Below are 15,126 nucleotides of genomic sequence, written 5' to 3' on the forward strand. Positions count from 1 at the left end.
CAATTTTTTCGCGTTAATCTCTCGCCAGACCGCAAGTTTCGGATTTTTGGAAACAGGTTAGGAGGAGAGGAGAGCGTCGCCACAGGTTCAAATTAGGGCCATAAAAATTGGCTGGCGACCCGACGGCGATGCTACGGAAGCTACGCGGATATTGCGCAGTTCCTTATCCAGCTTGGACATTAGTCCGATGCGTTATTCCTGAATTTGGTTCGCAAGCCGAATTTAACGAAAAACAACAACTGTCCCAAAAAATCATGTTTGAATTTTGAGATCGCGGGCGGCTGGAGTATCTTCGCTTCACGGGTGTGACAAACATATTTTTACTTTGAGGAACATCAGATGAAACGCGTAGCACTTTCTTCGTTGGCCATTGCGATGCTGGCAGCCGCTTCGGCAGCCCACGCACAGAGTAGCGTTACCCTCTACGGTATTATCGACGTGGGTATCGGCTACACCCATAACGATACTGGTGTGTCTAACTTCACCACCGCCAACCACTCTACTCAAGTTGGCTTCAACAACGGTACGCTGTCCGGTAGCCGTTGGGGCCTGAAAGGCACGGAAGATCTGGGCGGCGGCCTGTCGACGATTTTCCAATTGGAAAACGGCTTTAGCCCGACCACCGGCGGATTCTCGAGCGCTGGCGTTGAGTTCAACCGTCAAGCTTATGTCGGTCTGTCGAGCACCACCTGGGGTACGGTCACGTTTGGTCGCCAGTATGACCCGACCGTCGACATGGTCCAGCCGCTGACGGAAGACAACTACTTCGGTAGCATCTTCGGTACGCCGGGCGACGTCGACAACTACGACAACAATTTCCGCGTCAGCAACACCATCAAGTATGTAAGCCCGACGTTCAACGGCCTGCAATTCGAAGGTATCTATGGTCTGGGTGGCGTAGCCGGTTCGGTTAGCGCAGGCCAATCGTATGGCGCTGGCGTGTCGTACACCAACGGTGGCTTGGGCTTGGCTGCTGCTTACTTCGTTGCCAAGACGTCGAGCCAGACGGCCTTCACCAGCACGACGGATAACGACTTCGGTTCGGTTATTAACGGTGGTTTCGCTAATTCGAATTCGCTGGCAATCGGTCGCGTCGGTGGTCAATACGCATTTGGCCCGTTCACCGCAGGCGCTTCGTATAGCAACACGCGTTACAAGCCAGTTTCGGCCTTCGTCGCAGGCAACTCGAAGACGGAAGAATTCAACAGCGGCGCTGTGTTCTTGAACTACAACCTGACGCCGGCAGCATTGGTCGGTATCGGCTACAACTTGACCCGCTCGTCGGGCGTGTCGGGCGCGACGTACCACGAAGTCAGCCTGGGTAGCGATTACAATCTGTCCAAGCGTACCGACGTGTATTTGGTTGGCGCATGGCAGAAGGCCAACGGCCAAACGGTTGCTAGCGTCAATGGTGTCCAAACCGTCGTGGCGGCTCCGGCATCGATCGGTTCGTACGGCATCAACTCGGGTACCAGCTCGCAGGCTATCGCGATCATTGGTATGCGTCACAAGTTCTAAGCTGTATAGCTTAGAATTCAGACCCCGGCTGGGCTTACCCCCAGCCGGGGTTTTTCTTTGTGCATCGGCTTATTCTGAGCCGTAAAAAAACGGCACCTTCTTAGGCGCCGTTTTTTCCTTGCTCACTGCTCCCAAGTAGGTCTCAGGTCGCGCTCAAATCGCTATTCAGCGGCCTGCGCGGCGGCTTGAACCTCAACGCGGTGGCAGGCTACTCATCGGGTTGATGGTCTTGCCTTCGTATCGCACTTCAAAATGCAGCATGACCCGATCGGTGTCCGTCGAACCCATCTCGGCGATCTGTTCGCCTTGCGTCACGCTTTGCCCTTCCTTGACCAGCAGCGCGCGATTGTGCGCGTACGCGGTCAGATAGTCGGCGTTGTGTTTGATGATCAACAGATTGCCGTAACCGCGTAAGCTGTTGCCGGCATAGACCACCTTGCCCGCCGCCGCAGCAAATACAGGTTGACCCGCTTGGCCGGGAATATCGATGCCTTTGTTACCGTCTTGGCCGAAGCGGTGCAGTACTTGGCCACTAGTGGGCCACACGAGCGCCAACGTGCTGGCAGGGGCGCGCGTAATCGCCGCCGGCCGGGACGCACTGGCCGGCGGCGCTACGGGGGCGTTAGGGGCAGCGGCATTCGCGTTCGCGGTTCGCGTGGCGGGAGCGGCCTGCCCGCTGGGCGGCATCACGCGCAGCACTTGATCGACCTCCAGCAGGTTCGGATTGCTGATCTGATTCCAGCGCACCAGATCACGCACCGTCGTGCCGTTGCGTTGAGCGATCTGCGAGAGTGTATCGCCGCGTTGAACGCGGTAGTAACCCATGGGCACCGGCGCTGACGCGCAGGCGGTAAGTATCAGCACGCATGCCAAACTGGATGCGCGCTGCAGAATGTTAAAACGCATTGGGCCTCACTACGGACAGCACGACTGGCGTGCCAAAGTCGCGATTCTAGCGGGAAATCGCGCGCTATGATTCCTGGTGTTGTGAGTCAGGCGCTGACCATCACTTTGACCGTCACTTTCGAGCGTCAATTTTCGACCGTCAATCGCAACGCCGCGTACTCCGTTTGGCCGGCTGCCAGCCAACGCAAGCCCTGGCCATGATGAATGGCATTGGGCAGACCAAGCCAAGGCTCGACGCAGTAGAACGGCGAGTCGGGCTGCTCGGTCCAGGTCGTCACGGCATACCAGGGCGCCGAGCCGGGCCTGTCGAGCGCCAGTGTGATGGTGCGCGCCGGATGAGCACCCAGCGCGGGAGTAGTCAAACGCGCCAAGCCCGGCGCCTCCAGGACATGGAAGCGGTCGATCAGCGCCGGGTCGTCGAGCCGGTAAGCGGGCGCACCGGCTTGCGTGGCCGACAGGCTGCCATCCGGCAATTGCACTTGCGTGCGATGCAGTGGCAATGTCAGCGTGGTCGTCGCACGTTGCTCGACCGGCAACGCGAAGTAGAAGTGATGGCCCGGGTAATAAGGCAGCGGCGTCGTACCGGTATTGCGTGTCACAAACTCCACTTCCAACGCGGTGCCGTCGAGGCGGTACAGCGTCTCGAACTGAAATGAAAACGGGTACTCGGCGTGGGTCTGCGGCGTGTCGGATAGGACGAGCCGCACTGCGCGTCCATCTTCTTCGAGTTCGGAAGTGAAGGGCAGATTGCGCGCGAAGCCGTGCGTATCCATCGCATAGGTGTTGCCGTCGGTTGCGCGCCACGAGCCCGGCTTGCCATCTACAAAATGGCGCCCGACAAACGGGAACAGCAGGGGGTTACCGCCACGAATACGTCCCGGCTTGCTCCAGTCGGCGGCAGCCGGCCATTGCAGCACCGGTAGGCCCGCGACATCCCAGCGCATCAACCGGCCGCCAAACTGGGGTACCAAGGTGAGGCTTGCGGCGCCGTCCTCTAATTGCAACGCGGCCTGATGATCGAAAGAAACAATCGACATAGTGTTAGTCCATGGTCGAAATCGGTAGCGTGTGTGTGCTGCCTGTAAGTGCAACTCGGGTACAGCCCGGGTACCGCTGGTCTAGGTTTTGTCGCCCATGATCACCGCGCGGCACTTGGCGTCGTGTCCCGCAGCGGGCATAATCGATCGGTTTTAACGTTACCGAGTTTTATTGCCTTTGTCTGCGAGGATAGCCGAGTGAGTGTCTTTTTTCTGTTTTTTCTGAGCGTGCTGCAAGGCGTGACCGAGCTTTTTCCGGTCAGCAGCCTGGGCCATACCTTGCTGGTGCCGGCTGTATTCGGTATGCACATCGATGAGCATACGCCGCAACTCCTGCCGTTCCTGGTAGCGCTACATCTGGGCACCGCGATTGCACTGCTGATCTATTTTCGCGAGCGCTGGGTGGCGTTGCTGTTCGGCGGCTTGAATTCCCTGCGTGGGCGCCAAAGCGAAGACGGTCATATGGCATGGGCGCTGGTGATCGGCACGATCCCCGCAGGCCTGATCGGACTACTGCTCGAAAAACGGCTCGAACTGCTGTTTCACGATCTGCGCATCGTGGCCGGGGCATTGATGATCAACGGTGTGGTGCTGTGGTTCGGCGAGCGCCTGCAGCGCAAGCGCTTGTATGGCAGCTCGCAGCGCCTGAGCCTAGGTCAAGCCGCGCTGGTCGGCATCGCCCAGATTGGCGCGTTGATTCCAGGATTCTCGCGCAGCGGCCTGACGATGGTAGCCGGTTATGGGGTAGGCTTGAACGCAGAGAAGGCCGCGGAGTTTTCGTTTCTGTTGGGCACGCCTATTATTTTCGCGGCGGGCCTGCTGGAACTGCCCAAAATGCTGCATAGCCACGGGCAATTGATGGATGCGCTGGTCGGCGGGGTACTGACCGGCATTGCGGCTTACCTGAGCATCCGTTTCCTGATGCGTTACTTCGAGGGGCGCGGCAGGCTGGCAAACTTCGGTATCTATTGCATCTTGGCTGGCGGCTTTTTCCTCGCCTGGTTTGCGTGGCACCCCGGTGTATCGGGTTGATCGGGGTTGATCCATCCATCACGGGGATACGCTCCCCGTCGCATAGATTATTCAGAATACGTGTTGTCGCACCAGATCAAGGAGCAGGAGTAGGGTCTCGAAGAAGATCAATCCTATGACGTACCATTCCAATTTGTGAATCTGTTTATTCTCCAATATATCGGCCAAGGTTTTTACGGTGTCCGATATCAGGTTTAGCTTGCGCTCCAACGCGGCCTGACGTTCATGCAGTTCAAATTCGTCTTCAAGAGCGGCGTACAGACCACCGAGAAACGGGAACTCCCATAAAATCTCTGGCTTGTCGCCGATCTCTGCGCGACCTACCATGCGATGCTCGATCAGTATCAAATTACCGATCTTCGACAGAAGGCTTCTGGAGTCCGCATGTACCTTGCCGGAGGTTGCCAGTTCCAGGGCCAAAGGCGCGATCCCATCAAATTTGCTCGCGACTTCTTTCTCATACAGCGACAGCACGAGATTTTTCCCGAGCGCATCGGCAATGACCTGCACCTTTTCCAAGGTAATTTGATCGAGCGACACGGCACCGCTGTGCACCCCCAAGCCGGATTGACCGCAGTGGATTTCCAGCTCTTCGATTTCGGGATTCGGATCAACGTTGGTTATCAGCGTTTGTAGAGACTCGACAAAACGGGCTTCGTCCTCTTCATCGACGCCAAAAAAGACGATAACGCCATAACGAAACAACACGGCGACGCCGTCGCCGGCACCCGCCTTGAGCGTCAATGGGGTGGTACCTATCGCATCGGCAATTTTGAAGTTTTTGAGATCAAGGCGATCCCCGATCAGGCGAGCACGGGCTTTGACATGTTGCCGGGAGTTAAGCGCAAGTTGGTTCATGTTTGTCTGTGTGCTGTCTCAGCCGAAATAGTCGCAGGCAATCTGATTGTGCCAATTTTGTGCCAAAACGCGGTTTTCGGCTGTTTTTGCGGCTCTACTGGTCTATTACCCCGCCGCAGATCGTGGAAGCGCAGTACCGCTCGGGTATAATCTACGGCTCACACGGCCTGCAACGGGCCGCTGTCTGTCCGTAGCTCAGTTGGATAGAGCAACAGCCTTCTAAGCTGTGGGTCGGGGGTTCGATTCCCTCCGGACAGGCCAATAAGGTCAAGGATGTGGCGGTTTTTCTAGGCCTGCGACCTTCGGTTTTTCTAATCTATGTAGGCACTGTGTAGGTTTTTCACGTCAACATCGATCAATTCTAAATGCACGTTGTTGATTTGCGCTGAATCTTGACCCACGGGGGATGCGGACAAAATCTTGGGCTACCTGGAGGTAGTTCATGTATTCATAGTCGGCCGATCCGAGGGTGCATCGCCTGGACTTAAGCAAGCCGCGGTGATCGCACTATGCACACGACAAGAAAGCGCACAGACGATTGCTGAACAGACGTACGGTGCTTGTGAAATTCTAGAAGAAGTTGGCCTGGCACGCAGCTCCTACTTCTACCATCGAGCCCGGCTCGATGCCGGGGACAAATACCTCGCAGTGCGTCGCACCATTGCGGACATCTTTGAGCGCAATCACCGTTGCTACGGCTATCGCCGTATTCGGGCATCGTTGAGCAGACAGCGTGTATGGATCTCAGAGAAGGTCGTGCAGCGCCTGATGAAGCAGGAGCGTTTAGTTGCCACAGCGCCGAAGCGGCGTCGATACGGCTCCTATATGGGAGAGATCAGTCCAGCACCTGAGAACATCGTCAACCGCGACTTCCGAGCGGCAGTGCCGAACGAGAAGTGGCTCACGGACATAACGGAGTTTCAGATTCCCGCCGGCAAGGTATATCTGTCACTGTGATCGATCACTTCGATGGAATGGTCGTCAGTTGGTCGATCGGCACGCGCCCGGACGCTGACCTTGTCAACTCGATGCTGGATGCTGCCATCGAGACGGTCGCGTCCGGCGATGATCGAGCTATTGTGCACTCTGACCGTAGTGCCCACTACCGTTGGCCTGGTTGGATATCTCGTATTGCTAACGCGAAGCTGGTTCGTTCGATGTCACGCAAGGGATATTCGCCTGACAATGCAGCGTGCGAAGGCTTTTTCGGACGGTTGAAAAGCGAGCTGTTCTATCCGCGGAATTGGCAATCCACCACGATTGAGCAGTTCATTGAGGCGCTGGACGCCTACATCCGGTGGTACAACGAGAAGCGGATCAAAATCTCGCTGGGCTCTCGCAGCCCGGTCGAGTACCGGAAAAGCCTGGGATTCTTCGCCTAACTAGTCCAAGTTTTCCGCCGCGTCCCCAAAGCGGCACGAGTACGGCAACATGCCACGGGGTTCCGCCTAGCGTGCCCTCGCCAGGACGCTGCGGCCGGTCGCGAGCACTGCTTCTTCTTTGGGTCGCGGTATCCAGCCGAGCAGTTTCTCCGCTTTTGCACTGGTGGCCCGGTGGGGACGGCCGATCATGGGAACAGCTTGCCGAGCATTGTCGTCAAATCGTGCCGCCAATCGGACGACCCAGTCGGGGATCGTCCGAGTCGAGACGCGCCGAGCTTCGACGCCTAGCCCCTGCTTGAGGGTGGCTGCCATGTCGGGTAGGGACATCAGGCCAGCTGTGCCGAGAAATCGCTGTCCCGCGGCATTTTCGTCGGTCATGGCACGAACGTGGAGATCGGCGATGTCCCGGACGTCCACGACACCAGCCCAGGCGCGCGGCAGGAGCGGCAATTTGCCCTGCAAGAGGTTAGCAATCACGGCCAGGGAGGTTCCATAGTCAGGTCCGAGGGCGGGACCGAGGATGCCGGTAGGGTTCACAACCGCCAGCTCGAGCCCGTCGTGTTGGTCCACGAAGTCCCAGGCGGCGCGTTCCGCAAGCGTTTTCGACTTCGCGTATGCGGTGACGCCGGGAGCATCGAGGTCGGTCCAGTCGGTCTCGTCATAGGGGACGTCGGTGGGAGCGTGTCCGTAGCCGATGGCAGCGAAAGAGGACGTCAGCACCACGCGGGTGACACCGGCGTCTCGCGCGGCTCGCAAAATGCGCAGAGCCCCGTCCCTTGCCGGCACAATCAGTTCGTTCTCGTCTTTGGGCACCGTACTCGGAAAGGGCGAAGCGACATGGAGCACATAGTCGCAGCCGGAAACCGCCTTGGGCCAACCCGCATCTTTCATCAGGTCGGCAGCGTAGAAAGAGACTCTGCTATCCGTTCCTGCGCCACCGTTGCGCAGCATGGCACGGACATCCTTTTCCTTGCTCAGGTCGCGAACGGTCGTACGCACCTCATAACCGGATTTTAGAAGAGTAAGAATGCAGTGACTTCCGAGAAATCCCGAGCCGCCCGTCACCAGAACCTTGGTCATTTCGCTTCACCTCCACCTAGGGATTATTTAGAAGAGTACGAATGCAGTGGCTTCCGAGAATCCCGAACTGCCCATCACCAGAACGGTGGTCATTTCGCTTCGCCTCTACCAAGAGCTTAGTTTGGTTAGTCTGTATTTTGAATGCTTCAAAGTGCAAAATAGTTGATGTAGAGTTCGAAAATCATGCTAATTGACCCACTGTCAGACATCCTCGAACTGGCGAACGCGAAGTCAGTAATTTCAGGTGGATTCAGCGCCGAAGGTGGTTGGGGCGTCCGCTTTCCTGCAATGGATAAGCTCACCTTTTCGGTTCTCTTGAAGGGAACCTGTTATCTGCGCGTAGAAGGCATGTCAAAGCCGCTGCATCTTCTGGAAGGTGATGTCTTTTTGCTTGCTGCGCGTCGGGGTTTCGTGCTCTCCAGTGATCTCGAAGCTGCTGTCACCCCGTCAGGCCAAATTTTCCCCACTGACGGCGATGGCATTGGCCGGATCGGCGATTTTGGTGCAGGACAGAAGTGCGTGCAGGCGGGAGGATTCGTCAAGATGGATCTCCACCACGGAGGCATCCTTGCCGATTGTCTACCCGCAGTGATCCACGTGGACGCGAGTTCGTCGCATGCGGCTACCGTCCGCTGGATAGTGGAGCGTATTGATTTCGAGCGTACGCGTCTGCTCCCAGGATCGTCGATGGCTTCCAACCAGTTGGCGATGTTCATGTTCATCGAAATTCTACGTGCTCATCTCGAATCGGGCCGGAATTTGCAGACAGGATGGTTGAGCTTGCTAGCAGACAAACAAATGGCTCCGGCGCTTCGACTCATGCACTCCGATCCGGGGAGAAGTTGGAGCCTGGACGATCTGGCTCGTGAGTGCGCTACGTCTCGGACTACGTTTGCGACGAGATTCCGCAGGGTTGCGGGTGTGCCTCCGCTGACGTATCTCTCCAACTGGCGCATGCGATTGGCCGAGCTCGCTCTTCGCGATACAGACAGAGCCGTTTCAGACATTGCCGATTCTCTTGGATTCAGTTCAGAGAGTTCTTTCAGCCATGCGTTCAAACGATCTTCTGAGATAGGACCTAGAGCTTATCGTCAGCGATCAAGACTCGCACAGGCCGATACGTGAAGGCCCCTGCGAGTTGGCGCATGTCGCCCTCATTCAAACGGCTGAATCACAACAATCCTCGGTAAGTAATTGAGCATTGGAGGAAAGCCTAAGCCTAGGCCTAGGCCTAGGCCGGCCGCGGCTTGTCCTCTGCCGCTCCGACCGCCACCATGAGCGGGATCAAATGCTCTTCGCGTGCATAAGCACCTTGGGCTGTAGGGGGCTAGCCGCTCAAGCCTCACGCCGCGTCGGTCCACTCTGCGGTTTCCTCCCTCCAGAACGTAACGTGGCGGACAAGGACGCGCCATGGGAAGTTATCGAACGTGCCGTCCTGCCGATGTTTGCGTAGGTTCCTGTTGGCCGCGTTGGTCGGCTGGACGAAATTTCGGATGCCGTCGCCTTCCTCGCCAGTCCACTTTCTGGATACATTACCGGCATGAATCTGCGAATTGACGGCGGCCTATCGCCCAGCCTATAAAATCATGACGTTCTACCGTGAGTGGTCGCTTATTGGCCGAGGCGGATCTGCTTACCCAAATCGTCACCCCTTTTGATACCTTTATCGGAGACGGCGCTTACGATGGCGAGCCGGTTTCGCGAGCTGTTTTGGACCATCAGGCCAGCGCTCAGGTGGTCGTTCGACCGCACAAGAAGGCCGTTTGTTTAGTCGCTGGCGATACTGAACGAGACCACCATATTCAGATCATTGCGCAACAGGGCCGCCTGGCAGAAGATCACGGGCTACAACCTGCGCAACTATGCCGAGCATTACGATGCAACGCTACAAATGCATTTTCGGTAACGCCATGAAGACCTGAGCGCTTGCGCAGCAGAAAGGTGAGACTCATTTGGTGAAAATGAGCGATCGATGCGCACCGACACCCGCCGCGACACCCGACGCCGACGCGAACGTCGCGCTAGTCATCGCGGTCGACGCATCTCCAGCCGCGAAGACGCCCGGTACGCTCGTCTCCTTGAAATCGCTGACGCGAATCACGGGGCCGAGGGGACCTTCGTCGACAGCGCAACCGAGCTGCTCGGCAAGGTCGCTAGCCATCTCGGTGCGCGCGCTTATAAATAACGCATCGATTCGAATGACTCGTCCATCGACCAGACGCACACCATCGATGGAGGGGGCTTCTCCCATGATTTCGGCTACGGGCACGCGTTCTATGCGTACGCCGCGCGCGCTCAGGAGCGCAGCTTCTTCCGCGTTAGGCTCGACGATTCCCTGTGTGAACCATGTGGTCGGTCCCCAGTCCGGGATCAACAGCGCCTGGTGAATCGAAAGCGGATGAGTGGCTAGCACGCCGAGCCGTTGGTCTCCCACTTCATAGCCGTGACAGTAGGGACAGTGCAGCACGCTGACACCCCACCGTGCTTCCAGACCCGGTAAAGGGGGCAGCTTATCGCGGATGCCGGTAGCAAGGATCAACCGTTCGGCCTTGACGTGGAAACCATCAGTGAGTTCGACGCGAAAGCCGCTTGCCTCGCGGGACGCCCTATGTGCTTCCGCCTTGAGTAGGGTTACCGTTGGATATTTGAGTAATTGAGCGGTGGCAGTGGCGATGGTCTGGGCAGGCGGCACGCCGTCCTGACCGAAAAAACCGTGAGCATGCGACGCAAAACGGTTCCGCGGCCGCTCGGCATCGATTAATAGGACTTCACGCCGCGCACGCGCAAGCTGCATTGCGGCCGACAGGCCGGCGAAGCTACCGCCGACGACAATGACCTCGTAGGATTCTTTCATCTGCGCTTTTCCGATTGGGTAGTAGACACAAGTCGAGCGATATGACGCCGCATCAAGAAACATTTGCAGTTACATGATAGGCCGGGTGGTATCATTCATGCAACTTAAAATGTTACGTGATGAGTGGCTTAAATGAGAACCGACAGTCGACTGTCCCGCGTGCTGCACGCGCTCCTGCATATGCAACACGCTGGCCGTCCTTTGACCTCTGAAGCGATTGCCGGGATGCTGCGGACGAACCCTGTGGTCGTGCGCAGACTGCTTGCCGGCTTGCGCGACAGCGGATATGTCCAATCGGAGAAGGGCCATGGCGGCGGATGGGTGCTCAGCGTAGCGCTAGACGACGTTACGTTGCTCGATGTCTATCGCAGCGCGGGGGAGCCGACGCTTTTGTCCGATCTCGTTTCTGAAGACGATTCGCAGTGTCTCGTCGAGCACGCCGTCAATGCGCATCTTTCGGCAACTGTGCGTGAGGCCGAGAAGGCGTTGCTGGACAGATTCGCCGGTGTTACTTTGGGTCAGCTTTCACGTGACATCGAGGCGGCGGGGGTACCGATGCATCCGTTGCCATAGGGGTAGGCTCTGGTGCAAATATCGCGGGGGCGAATCGGTTAAGGTGTCGGTCTGAATGAGTTGAGAACCGCCGATGAGTAAGCTGAAGAGTCTGGAGGAACTGTTTGCGGGCCATCATTTTGACCTCGATGTGATCATTCGTTTCCGGAGCGCAGCGATCACTCTCTCAGGTATTGAACTGATACATCGTATTCGCAAGGGCCAATTCAGCCTCGCTAGACTCCGCCTCAAAGATACCGCTGCGCCCGCAGCCTGGGTGACCCCCCTGTCTGCCTGATCAGGTATCCTCTATATAACAAAATATCTCGTCCATATCGCCTATTTGCACCAGAGCCGCTCTGCCTACTTGACCGTTTGTATCACCTCGAACCCCTCGAACTCGGGGTGGCCGAGATACAGCGGCTTAGTGCCACTACCGCCCGCATTTCTATGAGCAGCCCGGAACGCCTCTGATTTTGTCCAGCCCTCGAACGCGGCATGGTTCACCCATATCGTGTGGCTGGAATACAGAACATGATCCTCTTTCTGCGGTCCCTTTAGCAGATGGAACTCCACAAAGCCGGGGACTTCTTTGAGATGGGTATCCCTGCTGGTCCAGAGCTGTTCAAACTCGGCCTCCGATCCGGGGGCTACCTTAAAGCGGTTCATAGCGATGTACATGTCGATAGGTCCTCGGGGATGGCGTTGTATCGTGCGTGATGGGTACTCCCGGCATAATCCCAGGCTCTTTCCGTTCCACGATCAAGCTTAGCATCGAACCGGGCTCGCTGTGACGGCCCAGCCGCGACTCGCCACCGTAGTGGGGTACCGGAACCCGCATCGGACCGTGTTTTGCGGGTTTTTCAGCACACTGGAGCAGCTCCCTTCCGACGGACCACGATCATTCCCAGCGACACTTCCGGCGGATACTGCAATACTGTGCTTGCGGGTGCGCAAGAGGCGTACGTGCAACACATTGGCGCGACCCCGTCTGCGCTGCGCCCGTAGCCCGTCAACATCAAAGAGGTACGACAGCATGACCGATAACTCATCCGATAAGCCGACCAGCGCTCAGCCTCAACCCGAACAGCTCGATGCCGCGATAAGCCACGTGAGTCAACTGGTGCATTCCGGGGACATTGCGGCCAGCGCCGCGAGAGGGCTCGTCTATAGCCTGATCGAGACGCTTGGCGTTCTGGTTGGCGATCCCGATCTGCCGGCGCATGTCCGCTCCGGTTACGAAGGGCTGCTGGAAACGGCACGCGAATTAAGCGCAAAGCTCGACCAAACGAACTAACGGCACAGGGGAATAGACGTCGCGCCGCGCTCGATTTTGCGTGCGCGCGGCAAGGGGCAAGGGGCAAGCACAGGCAAGTAAGCACCCGGTGACGGCCCAACCCCGACCCTGCGCTCAGGGGGCAAGCACCGGTTCGCCACGCCGCGGGCTCTTAACCGCGCGCGTGCCGCGCGATCCACTCCGAGGCCTGCAGGCCGAGATCCGCCACAGTCGGCAGTGAAAAATGCGACGAATTGCCGGACGTGGTCTTCCATAACGCTTCCGATAATTCCGTCATCTCGGCCTCTTCACCGTGTTCGCACGCTTGTGCCAACGCGAGCAACAGTCCGAGCTCGCCTTTTTCCTCGAGTATCGCAACCCGTATCGGCAACGACAACGGCAGCATCGCGATGACTTGTTCCACTGTCGAGCCGAACACGAGGTGAACGAGCGAAAAAATACCGGTCATGAAAGCCGCATCGGCCAATTCGCCATTGTTCGGCTGCAACGTCGTCGCGGCGAGTTCCATAAAGCGCGCGCGCGAGCCTGCCAACTGAAGCAGCGGGTCCGATTGCAACGGCAAGCCATGGCCCTCAGCGAACAACAACAACTGAGCCCAGCGGGTAATCTGCCGAGTGCCAACGGCGATAATGGCTTGGCGCAGCGAGGAAATGGGTCGGCTCAAGCCAAAGGCGCTCGAATTGATCAGGCGCAAAATCTGGACTACTAAATTAGGATTGAGCTTGAGCTCCAGCTCAAGCTCGGCGATCGTCGGCTCCTGAGCCAGCAGAGTGAGCAGGCGCAACAGGGCTTGTGCGGACGAGCTGGTGCGACGTGAACGCAAAACCTGGGGTTTGGCGAAATAGTAGCCCTGGAACAAATCGAACCCGAGCGCGAGCGCATGTTGAAAATCGTCGTGGGTTTCTATCTTCTCGGCAAGCAGTACCTTGTGATGTTGCTTGACCAGAGCGACCAGCCCAGGCAACGCGTTGCGGTCGCACTGCATGAAGTCGACCTTGACAATGTCGACGACCGGGAGCGCGTCGACCAATCGTCTGGAAACGCCCGTAACATCATCGAGCGCGAGCTTGAATCCATGGCGCTGGAGGGTTGCGCAACGCTGCAGCATGGCCGCGTCCAGAGTGACCGTCTCCAGGATTTCCAGGACGAAGCGCTGCGGCGGGATCAGCAGGATCATGTCGCTGGCCAGCGCGTCACCGTTGACGTTCAAGTATCCGAGGTGAGGACCTAGTGCCGTTGCGATGCCGACTTCGCCGATGGTCCTGACGACGACTTGGGCCGTGGCAATTCTATCGTCGGTGACGAGCGCGCGATTTTCGCTACTGTCGCGAAACAACAATTCAAATGCGGTGAGGGCGCCGTTGCGATCGAGAATCGGCTGGCGGCCGAGATAGACCGATTCCGATTCCGACTCCGCAGATATCTCAGTAGCTTCTTGCACTTCGGGTAAGGCGGCGATTTTTCTGAACATCATATTTTTTGTTCGGGAGACTTCAATACGTGGATCACAAGCCACTGTCCGCCCGGTTGCGGGGACGTCGAGCGCTTTGTATCCCCCGTTACGCCGTAGCTGCAGTCATGTTCCTTTACTGCGTCATACAAGCCTGGTTACTTGCAACACGTTTTTGAAGCTTAGCAGATAGCACAGTACCATCTCCAAATGAAATTCGGCATTTAATGCGAATCGCATTTGCGCCACATCTGACCGTGTTTGCGCCATATCCCAACGCGCCATGCAGCGCCGCGCAGCCTTGTGGGTCTTGCTCCAAGATCGTGAAACGCCAGGTCGGGGTTGCCTGACGGCAACAGCTCAGGGTTTGTCCGACTGTGAGGGAGTCATGCCGCTATGTTGTGTTCGAGGGCAGGAGGCAGGGGTGGCGGCCGGCACGCTTGCATCGCATGTAGGGTGCGCAGTGCCGCAATAGTCTCATGTCGCTCGAAGGCGATACGCAACGCGGCTTGTGACAGATCCCTGGCGACAAAATCGGGAGCCCGCGGCGTTACGCCGGGCGAGCCACGCTTTCTACCCGCGTGTCGCGAGCGCAGCAAGATAGTGGCGCAACCGGATATCGCTGCGCACGCGAGATAGTCCGGGCAGTCGGTGATAAACCAACTGTCCGCGGCGATGATGCGACGCCCAGTACACATGTGACGCACCAGCTCGCGCAGCGCATCGGGCACAAGGTCATAATCGGCTGGAGCATATTGCTCGTGATTGACCTGCTCGTTATCGGCGTGCGCGGTGTTAGCGTGGATGAGGTCGGGCGCGCAAAAGCTGATGATCTCAAGTCCATGGAGAGCAGCGGGTCGCGTACTGAAGGTGTCGCGCTCGTAGCAGCCGCAGGCGGCGCCGATATTGTCGAGGCCGCGCGAGAGCAGCAGCAGGGCAGGGATGTTCAATGCGTGAAAGACGCGCAATGCACCTTCCACTGCGTGCCCTGGCCCACTGCGCACTTTACCGTCTTCTTCTTGCTGCCCGAGCAAGGTCTCGAGGGTTTCGCTTTCGATAAAGACGGCGCCATTGCGTCGAGTTGGCGTACTCGCCGCAATTTGCACCGTGTCCGTTTCAGGGATATTCATATTACGTCGTACTGCGCAATTATCGAAAAT

The 15,126-nt window shown here is 57.7% G+C and carries 14 protein-coding genes, 1 tRNA gene and 2 pseudogenes; 9 read left to right on the forward strand and 8 right to left on the reverse strand.

Annotated features, from left to right (window positions below):
* Positions 1-339: 339 nt before the first annotated feature.
* Positions 340-1,518, forward strand: a complete 1,179-nt coding sequence (locus GSQ77_RS09615; RefSeq protein ID WP_158901431.1) for a porin — start codon at positions 340-342, stop codon at positions 1,516-1,518.
* Positions 1,519-1,710: 192 nt separating this feature from the next.
* Here the strand turns inward: GSQ77_RS09615 and GSQ77_RS09620 are convergent, their stop codons facing one another.
* A complete protein-coding gene (locus tag GSQ77_RS09620; RefSeq protein ID WP_158901432.1) occupies positions 1,711-2,424 on the reverse strand; it encodes a peptidoglycan DD-metalloendopeptidase family protein in 714 nt (237 codons plus the stop codon).
* 125 nt (positions 2,425-2,549) lie between these two features.
* Positions 2,550-3,461: an aldose epimerase gene (locus GSQ77_RS09625; RefSeq protein ID WP_158901433.1), complete on the reverse strand. Its 912-nt coding sequence runs from the start codon at positions 3,459-3,461 to the stop codon at positions 2,550-2,552.
* A 198-nt stretch (positions 3,462-3,659) separates the two neighbouring features.
* On the opposite strand from GSQ77_RS09625, the gene GSQ77_RS09630 reads away from it, so the two are divergent.
* Entirely contained in the window at positions 3,660-4,493 is an 834-nt protein-coding gene (locus GSQ77_RS09630) for an undecaprenyl-diphosphate phosphatase (protein ID WP_158901434.1), read from the forward strand.
* Positions 4,494-4,544: 51 nt separating this feature from the next.
* Here the strand turns inward: GSQ77_RS09630 and GSQ77_RS09635 are convergent, their stop codons facing one another.
* Positions 4,545-5,351, reverse strand: coding sequence for an RMD1 family protein (locus GSQ77_RS09635; RefSeq protein ID WP_158901435.1), 807 nt, complete (start codon positions 5,349-5,351; stop codon positions 4,545-4,547).
* A gap of 184 nt (positions 5,352-5,535) precedes the next feature.
* On the opposite strand from GSQ77_RS09635, the gene GSQ77_RS09640 reads away from it, so the two are divergent.
* A tRNA-Arg gene (locus GSQ77_RS09640) sits at positions 5,536-5,612 on the forward strand.
* 303 nt (positions 5,613-5,915) lie between these two features.
* A pseudogene (locus tag GSQ77_RS09645) lies at positions 5,916-6,733 on the forward strand (IS3 family transposase); the annotation flags it as partial.
* Between the two features lie 66 nt (positions 6,734-6,799).
* Here the strand turns inward: GSQ77_RS09645 and GSQ77_RS09650 are convergent.
* Positions 6,800-7,813, reverse strand: a complete 1,014-nt coding sequence (locus GSQ77_RS09650; RefSeq protein ID WP_158901438.1) for an aldehyde reductase — start codon at positions 7,811-7,813, stop codon at positions 6,800-6,802.
* A 183-nt stretch (positions 7,814-7,996) separates the two neighbouring features.
* Between GSQ77_RS09650 and GSQ77_RS09655 the strand changes: the two genes are divergently transcribed.
* A complete protein-coding gene (locus GSQ77_RS09655) occupies positions 7,997-8,938 on the forward strand; it encodes an AraC family transcriptional regulator (RefSeq protein ID WP_158901440.1) in 942 nt (313 codons plus the stop codon).
* A gap of 343 nt (positions 8,939-9,281) precedes the next feature.
* A pseudogene (locus GSQ77_RS29435) lies at positions 9,282-9,395 on the forward strand (SDR family oxidoreductase); the annotation flags it as partial.
* A gap of 366 nt (positions 9,396-9,761) precedes the next feature.
* On the opposite strand, the gene GSQ77_RS09665 reads toward GSQ77_RS29435, so the two are convergent.
* Positions 9,762-10,667 carry an NAD(P)/FAD-dependent oxidoreductase gene (locus GSQ77_RS09665; RefSeq protein ID WP_158901442.1) on the reverse strand — a complete coding sequence of 302 codons (906 nt, stop codon included), beginning with the start codon at positions 10,665-10,667 and terminating at the stop codon, positions 9,762-9,764.
* A gap of 132 nt (positions 10,668-10,799) precedes the next feature.
* On the opposite strand from GSQ77_RS09665, the gene GSQ77_RS09670 reads away from it, so the two are divergent.
* Together GSQ77_RS09670 and GSQ77_RS09675 are read left to right on the forward strand one after the other, a co-directional pair.
* The gene (locus GSQ77_RS09670; RefSeq protein ID WP_158901444.1) at positions 10,800-11,240 is read left to right on the forward strand and encodes an Rrf2 family transcriptional regulator; all 441 of its coding nucleotides are present in this window, start codon (positions 10,800-10,802) and stop codon (positions 11,238-11,240) included.
* A gap of 73 nt (positions 11,241-11,313) precedes the next feature.
* Complete coding sequence (locus GSQ77_RS09675) at positions 11,314-11,517, forward strand: hypothetical protein (RefSeq protein WP_254067536.1); 204 nt, start codon at positions 11,314-11,316, stop codon at positions 11,515-11,517.
* Between the two features lie 65 nt (positions 11,518-11,582).
* Here GSQ77_RS09675 and GSQ77_RS09680 read toward each other — a convergent pair whose 3' ends face one another.
* Positions 11,583-11,900 (reverse strand): antibiotic biosynthesis monooxygenase, encoded by a 318-nt coding sequence (locus tag GSQ77_RS09680; protein ID WP_158901446.1) that lies wholly within the window; start codon positions 11,898-11,900, stop codon positions 11,583-11,585.
* A 355-nt stretch (positions 11,901-12,255) separates the two neighbouring features.
* Here GSQ77_RS09680 and GSQ77_RS09685 point away from each other — a divergent pair, with 355 nt between their 5' ends.
* The gene (locus GSQ77_RS09685; RefSeq protein ID WP_158901448.1) at positions 12,256-12,516 is read left to right on the forward strand and encodes a hypothetical protein; all 261 of its coding nucleotides are present in this window, start codon (positions 12,256-12,258) and stop codon (positions 12,514-12,516) included.
* A 151-nt stretch (positions 12,517-12,667) separates the two neighbouring features.
* Here GSQ77_RS09685 and GSQ77_RS09690 read toward each other — a convergent pair whose 3' ends face one another.
* Positions 12,668-13,990 carry an EAL and HDOD domain-containing protein gene (locus GSQ77_RS09690; RefSeq protein WP_158901450.1) on the reverse strand — a complete coding sequence of 441 codons (1,323 nt, stop codon included), beginning with the start codon at positions 13,988-13,990 and terminating at the stop codon, positions 12,668-12,670.
* 362 nt (positions 13,991-14,352) lie between these two features.
* Complete coding sequence (locus GSQ77_RS09695; RefSeq protein ID WP_158901452.1) at positions 14,353-15,096, reverse strand: hypothetical protein; 744 nt, start codon at positions 15,094-15,096, stop codon at positions 14,353-14,355.
* Positions 15,097-15,126: the final 30 nt, after the last annotated feature.

Source organism: Burkholderia sp. L27(2015), assembly GCF_009765705.1.
Lineage (GTDB): Bacteria > Pseudomonadota > Gammaproteobacteria > Burkholderiales > Burkholderiaceae > LMUX01.

What these genes read in the sequence shown, in the direction of transcription:
- GSQ77_RS09695 (WP_158901452.1), bottom strand. Translation starts at nt 15,096, where the DNA reads ATGAATATCCCTGAAACGGACACGGTGCAAATTGCGGCGAGTACGCCA.
- GSQ77_RS09670 (WP_158901444.1), top strand. Translation starts at nt 10,800, where the DNA reads ATGAGAACCGACAGTCGACTGTCCCGCGTGCTGCACGCGCTCCTGCAT.
- GSQ77_RS09685 (WP_158901448.1), top strand. Translation starts at nt 12,256, where the DNA reads ATGACCGATAACTCATCCGATAAGCCGACCAGCGCTCAGCCTCAACCC.
- GSQ77_RS09625 (WP_158901433.1), bottom strand. Translation starts at nt 3,461, where the DNA reads ATGTCGATTGTTTCTTTCGATCATCAGGCCGCGTTGCAATTAGAGGAC.
- GSQ77_RS09665 (WP_158901442.1), bottom strand. Translation starts at nt 10,667, where the DNA reads ATGAAAGAATCCTACGAGGTCATTGTCGTCGGCGGTAGCTTCGCCGGC.
- GSQ77_RS09655 (WP_158901440.1), top strand. Translation starts at nt 7,997, where the DNA reads ATGCTAATTGACCCACTGTCAGACATCCTCGAACTGGCGAACGCGAAG.
- GSQ77_RS09680 (WP_158901446.1), bottom strand. Translation starts at nt 11,900, where the DNA reads ATGTACATCGCTATGAACCGCTTTAAGGTAGCCCCCGGATCGGAGGCC.
- GSQ77_RS09635 (WP_158901435.1), bottom strand. Translation starts at nt 5,351, where the DNA reads ATGAACCAACTTGCGCTTAACTCCCGGCAACATGTCAAAGCCCGTGCT.
- GSQ77_RS09615 (WP_158901431.1), top strand. Translation starts at nt 340, where the DNA reads ATGAAACGCGTAGCACTTTCTTCGTTGGCCATTGCGATGCTGGCAGCC.
- GSQ77_RS09690 (WP_158901450.1), bottom strand. Translation starts at nt 13,990, where the DNA reads ATGATGTTCAGAAAAATCGCCGCCTTACCCGAAGTGCAAGAAGCTACT.
- GSQ77_RS09650 (WP_158901438.1), bottom strand. Translation starts at nt 7,813, where the DNA reads ATGACCAAGGTTCTGGTGACGGGCGGCTCGGGATTTCTCGGAAGTCAC.
- GSQ77_RS09620 (WP_158901432.1), bottom strand. Translation starts at nt 2,424, where the DNA reads ATGCGTTTTAACATTCTGCAGCGCGCATCCAGTTTGGCATGCGTGCTG.
- GSQ77_RS09675 (WP_254067536.1), top strand. Translation starts at nt 11,314, where the DNA reads ATGAGTAAGCTGAAGAGTCTGGAGGAACTGTTTGCGGGCCATCATTTT.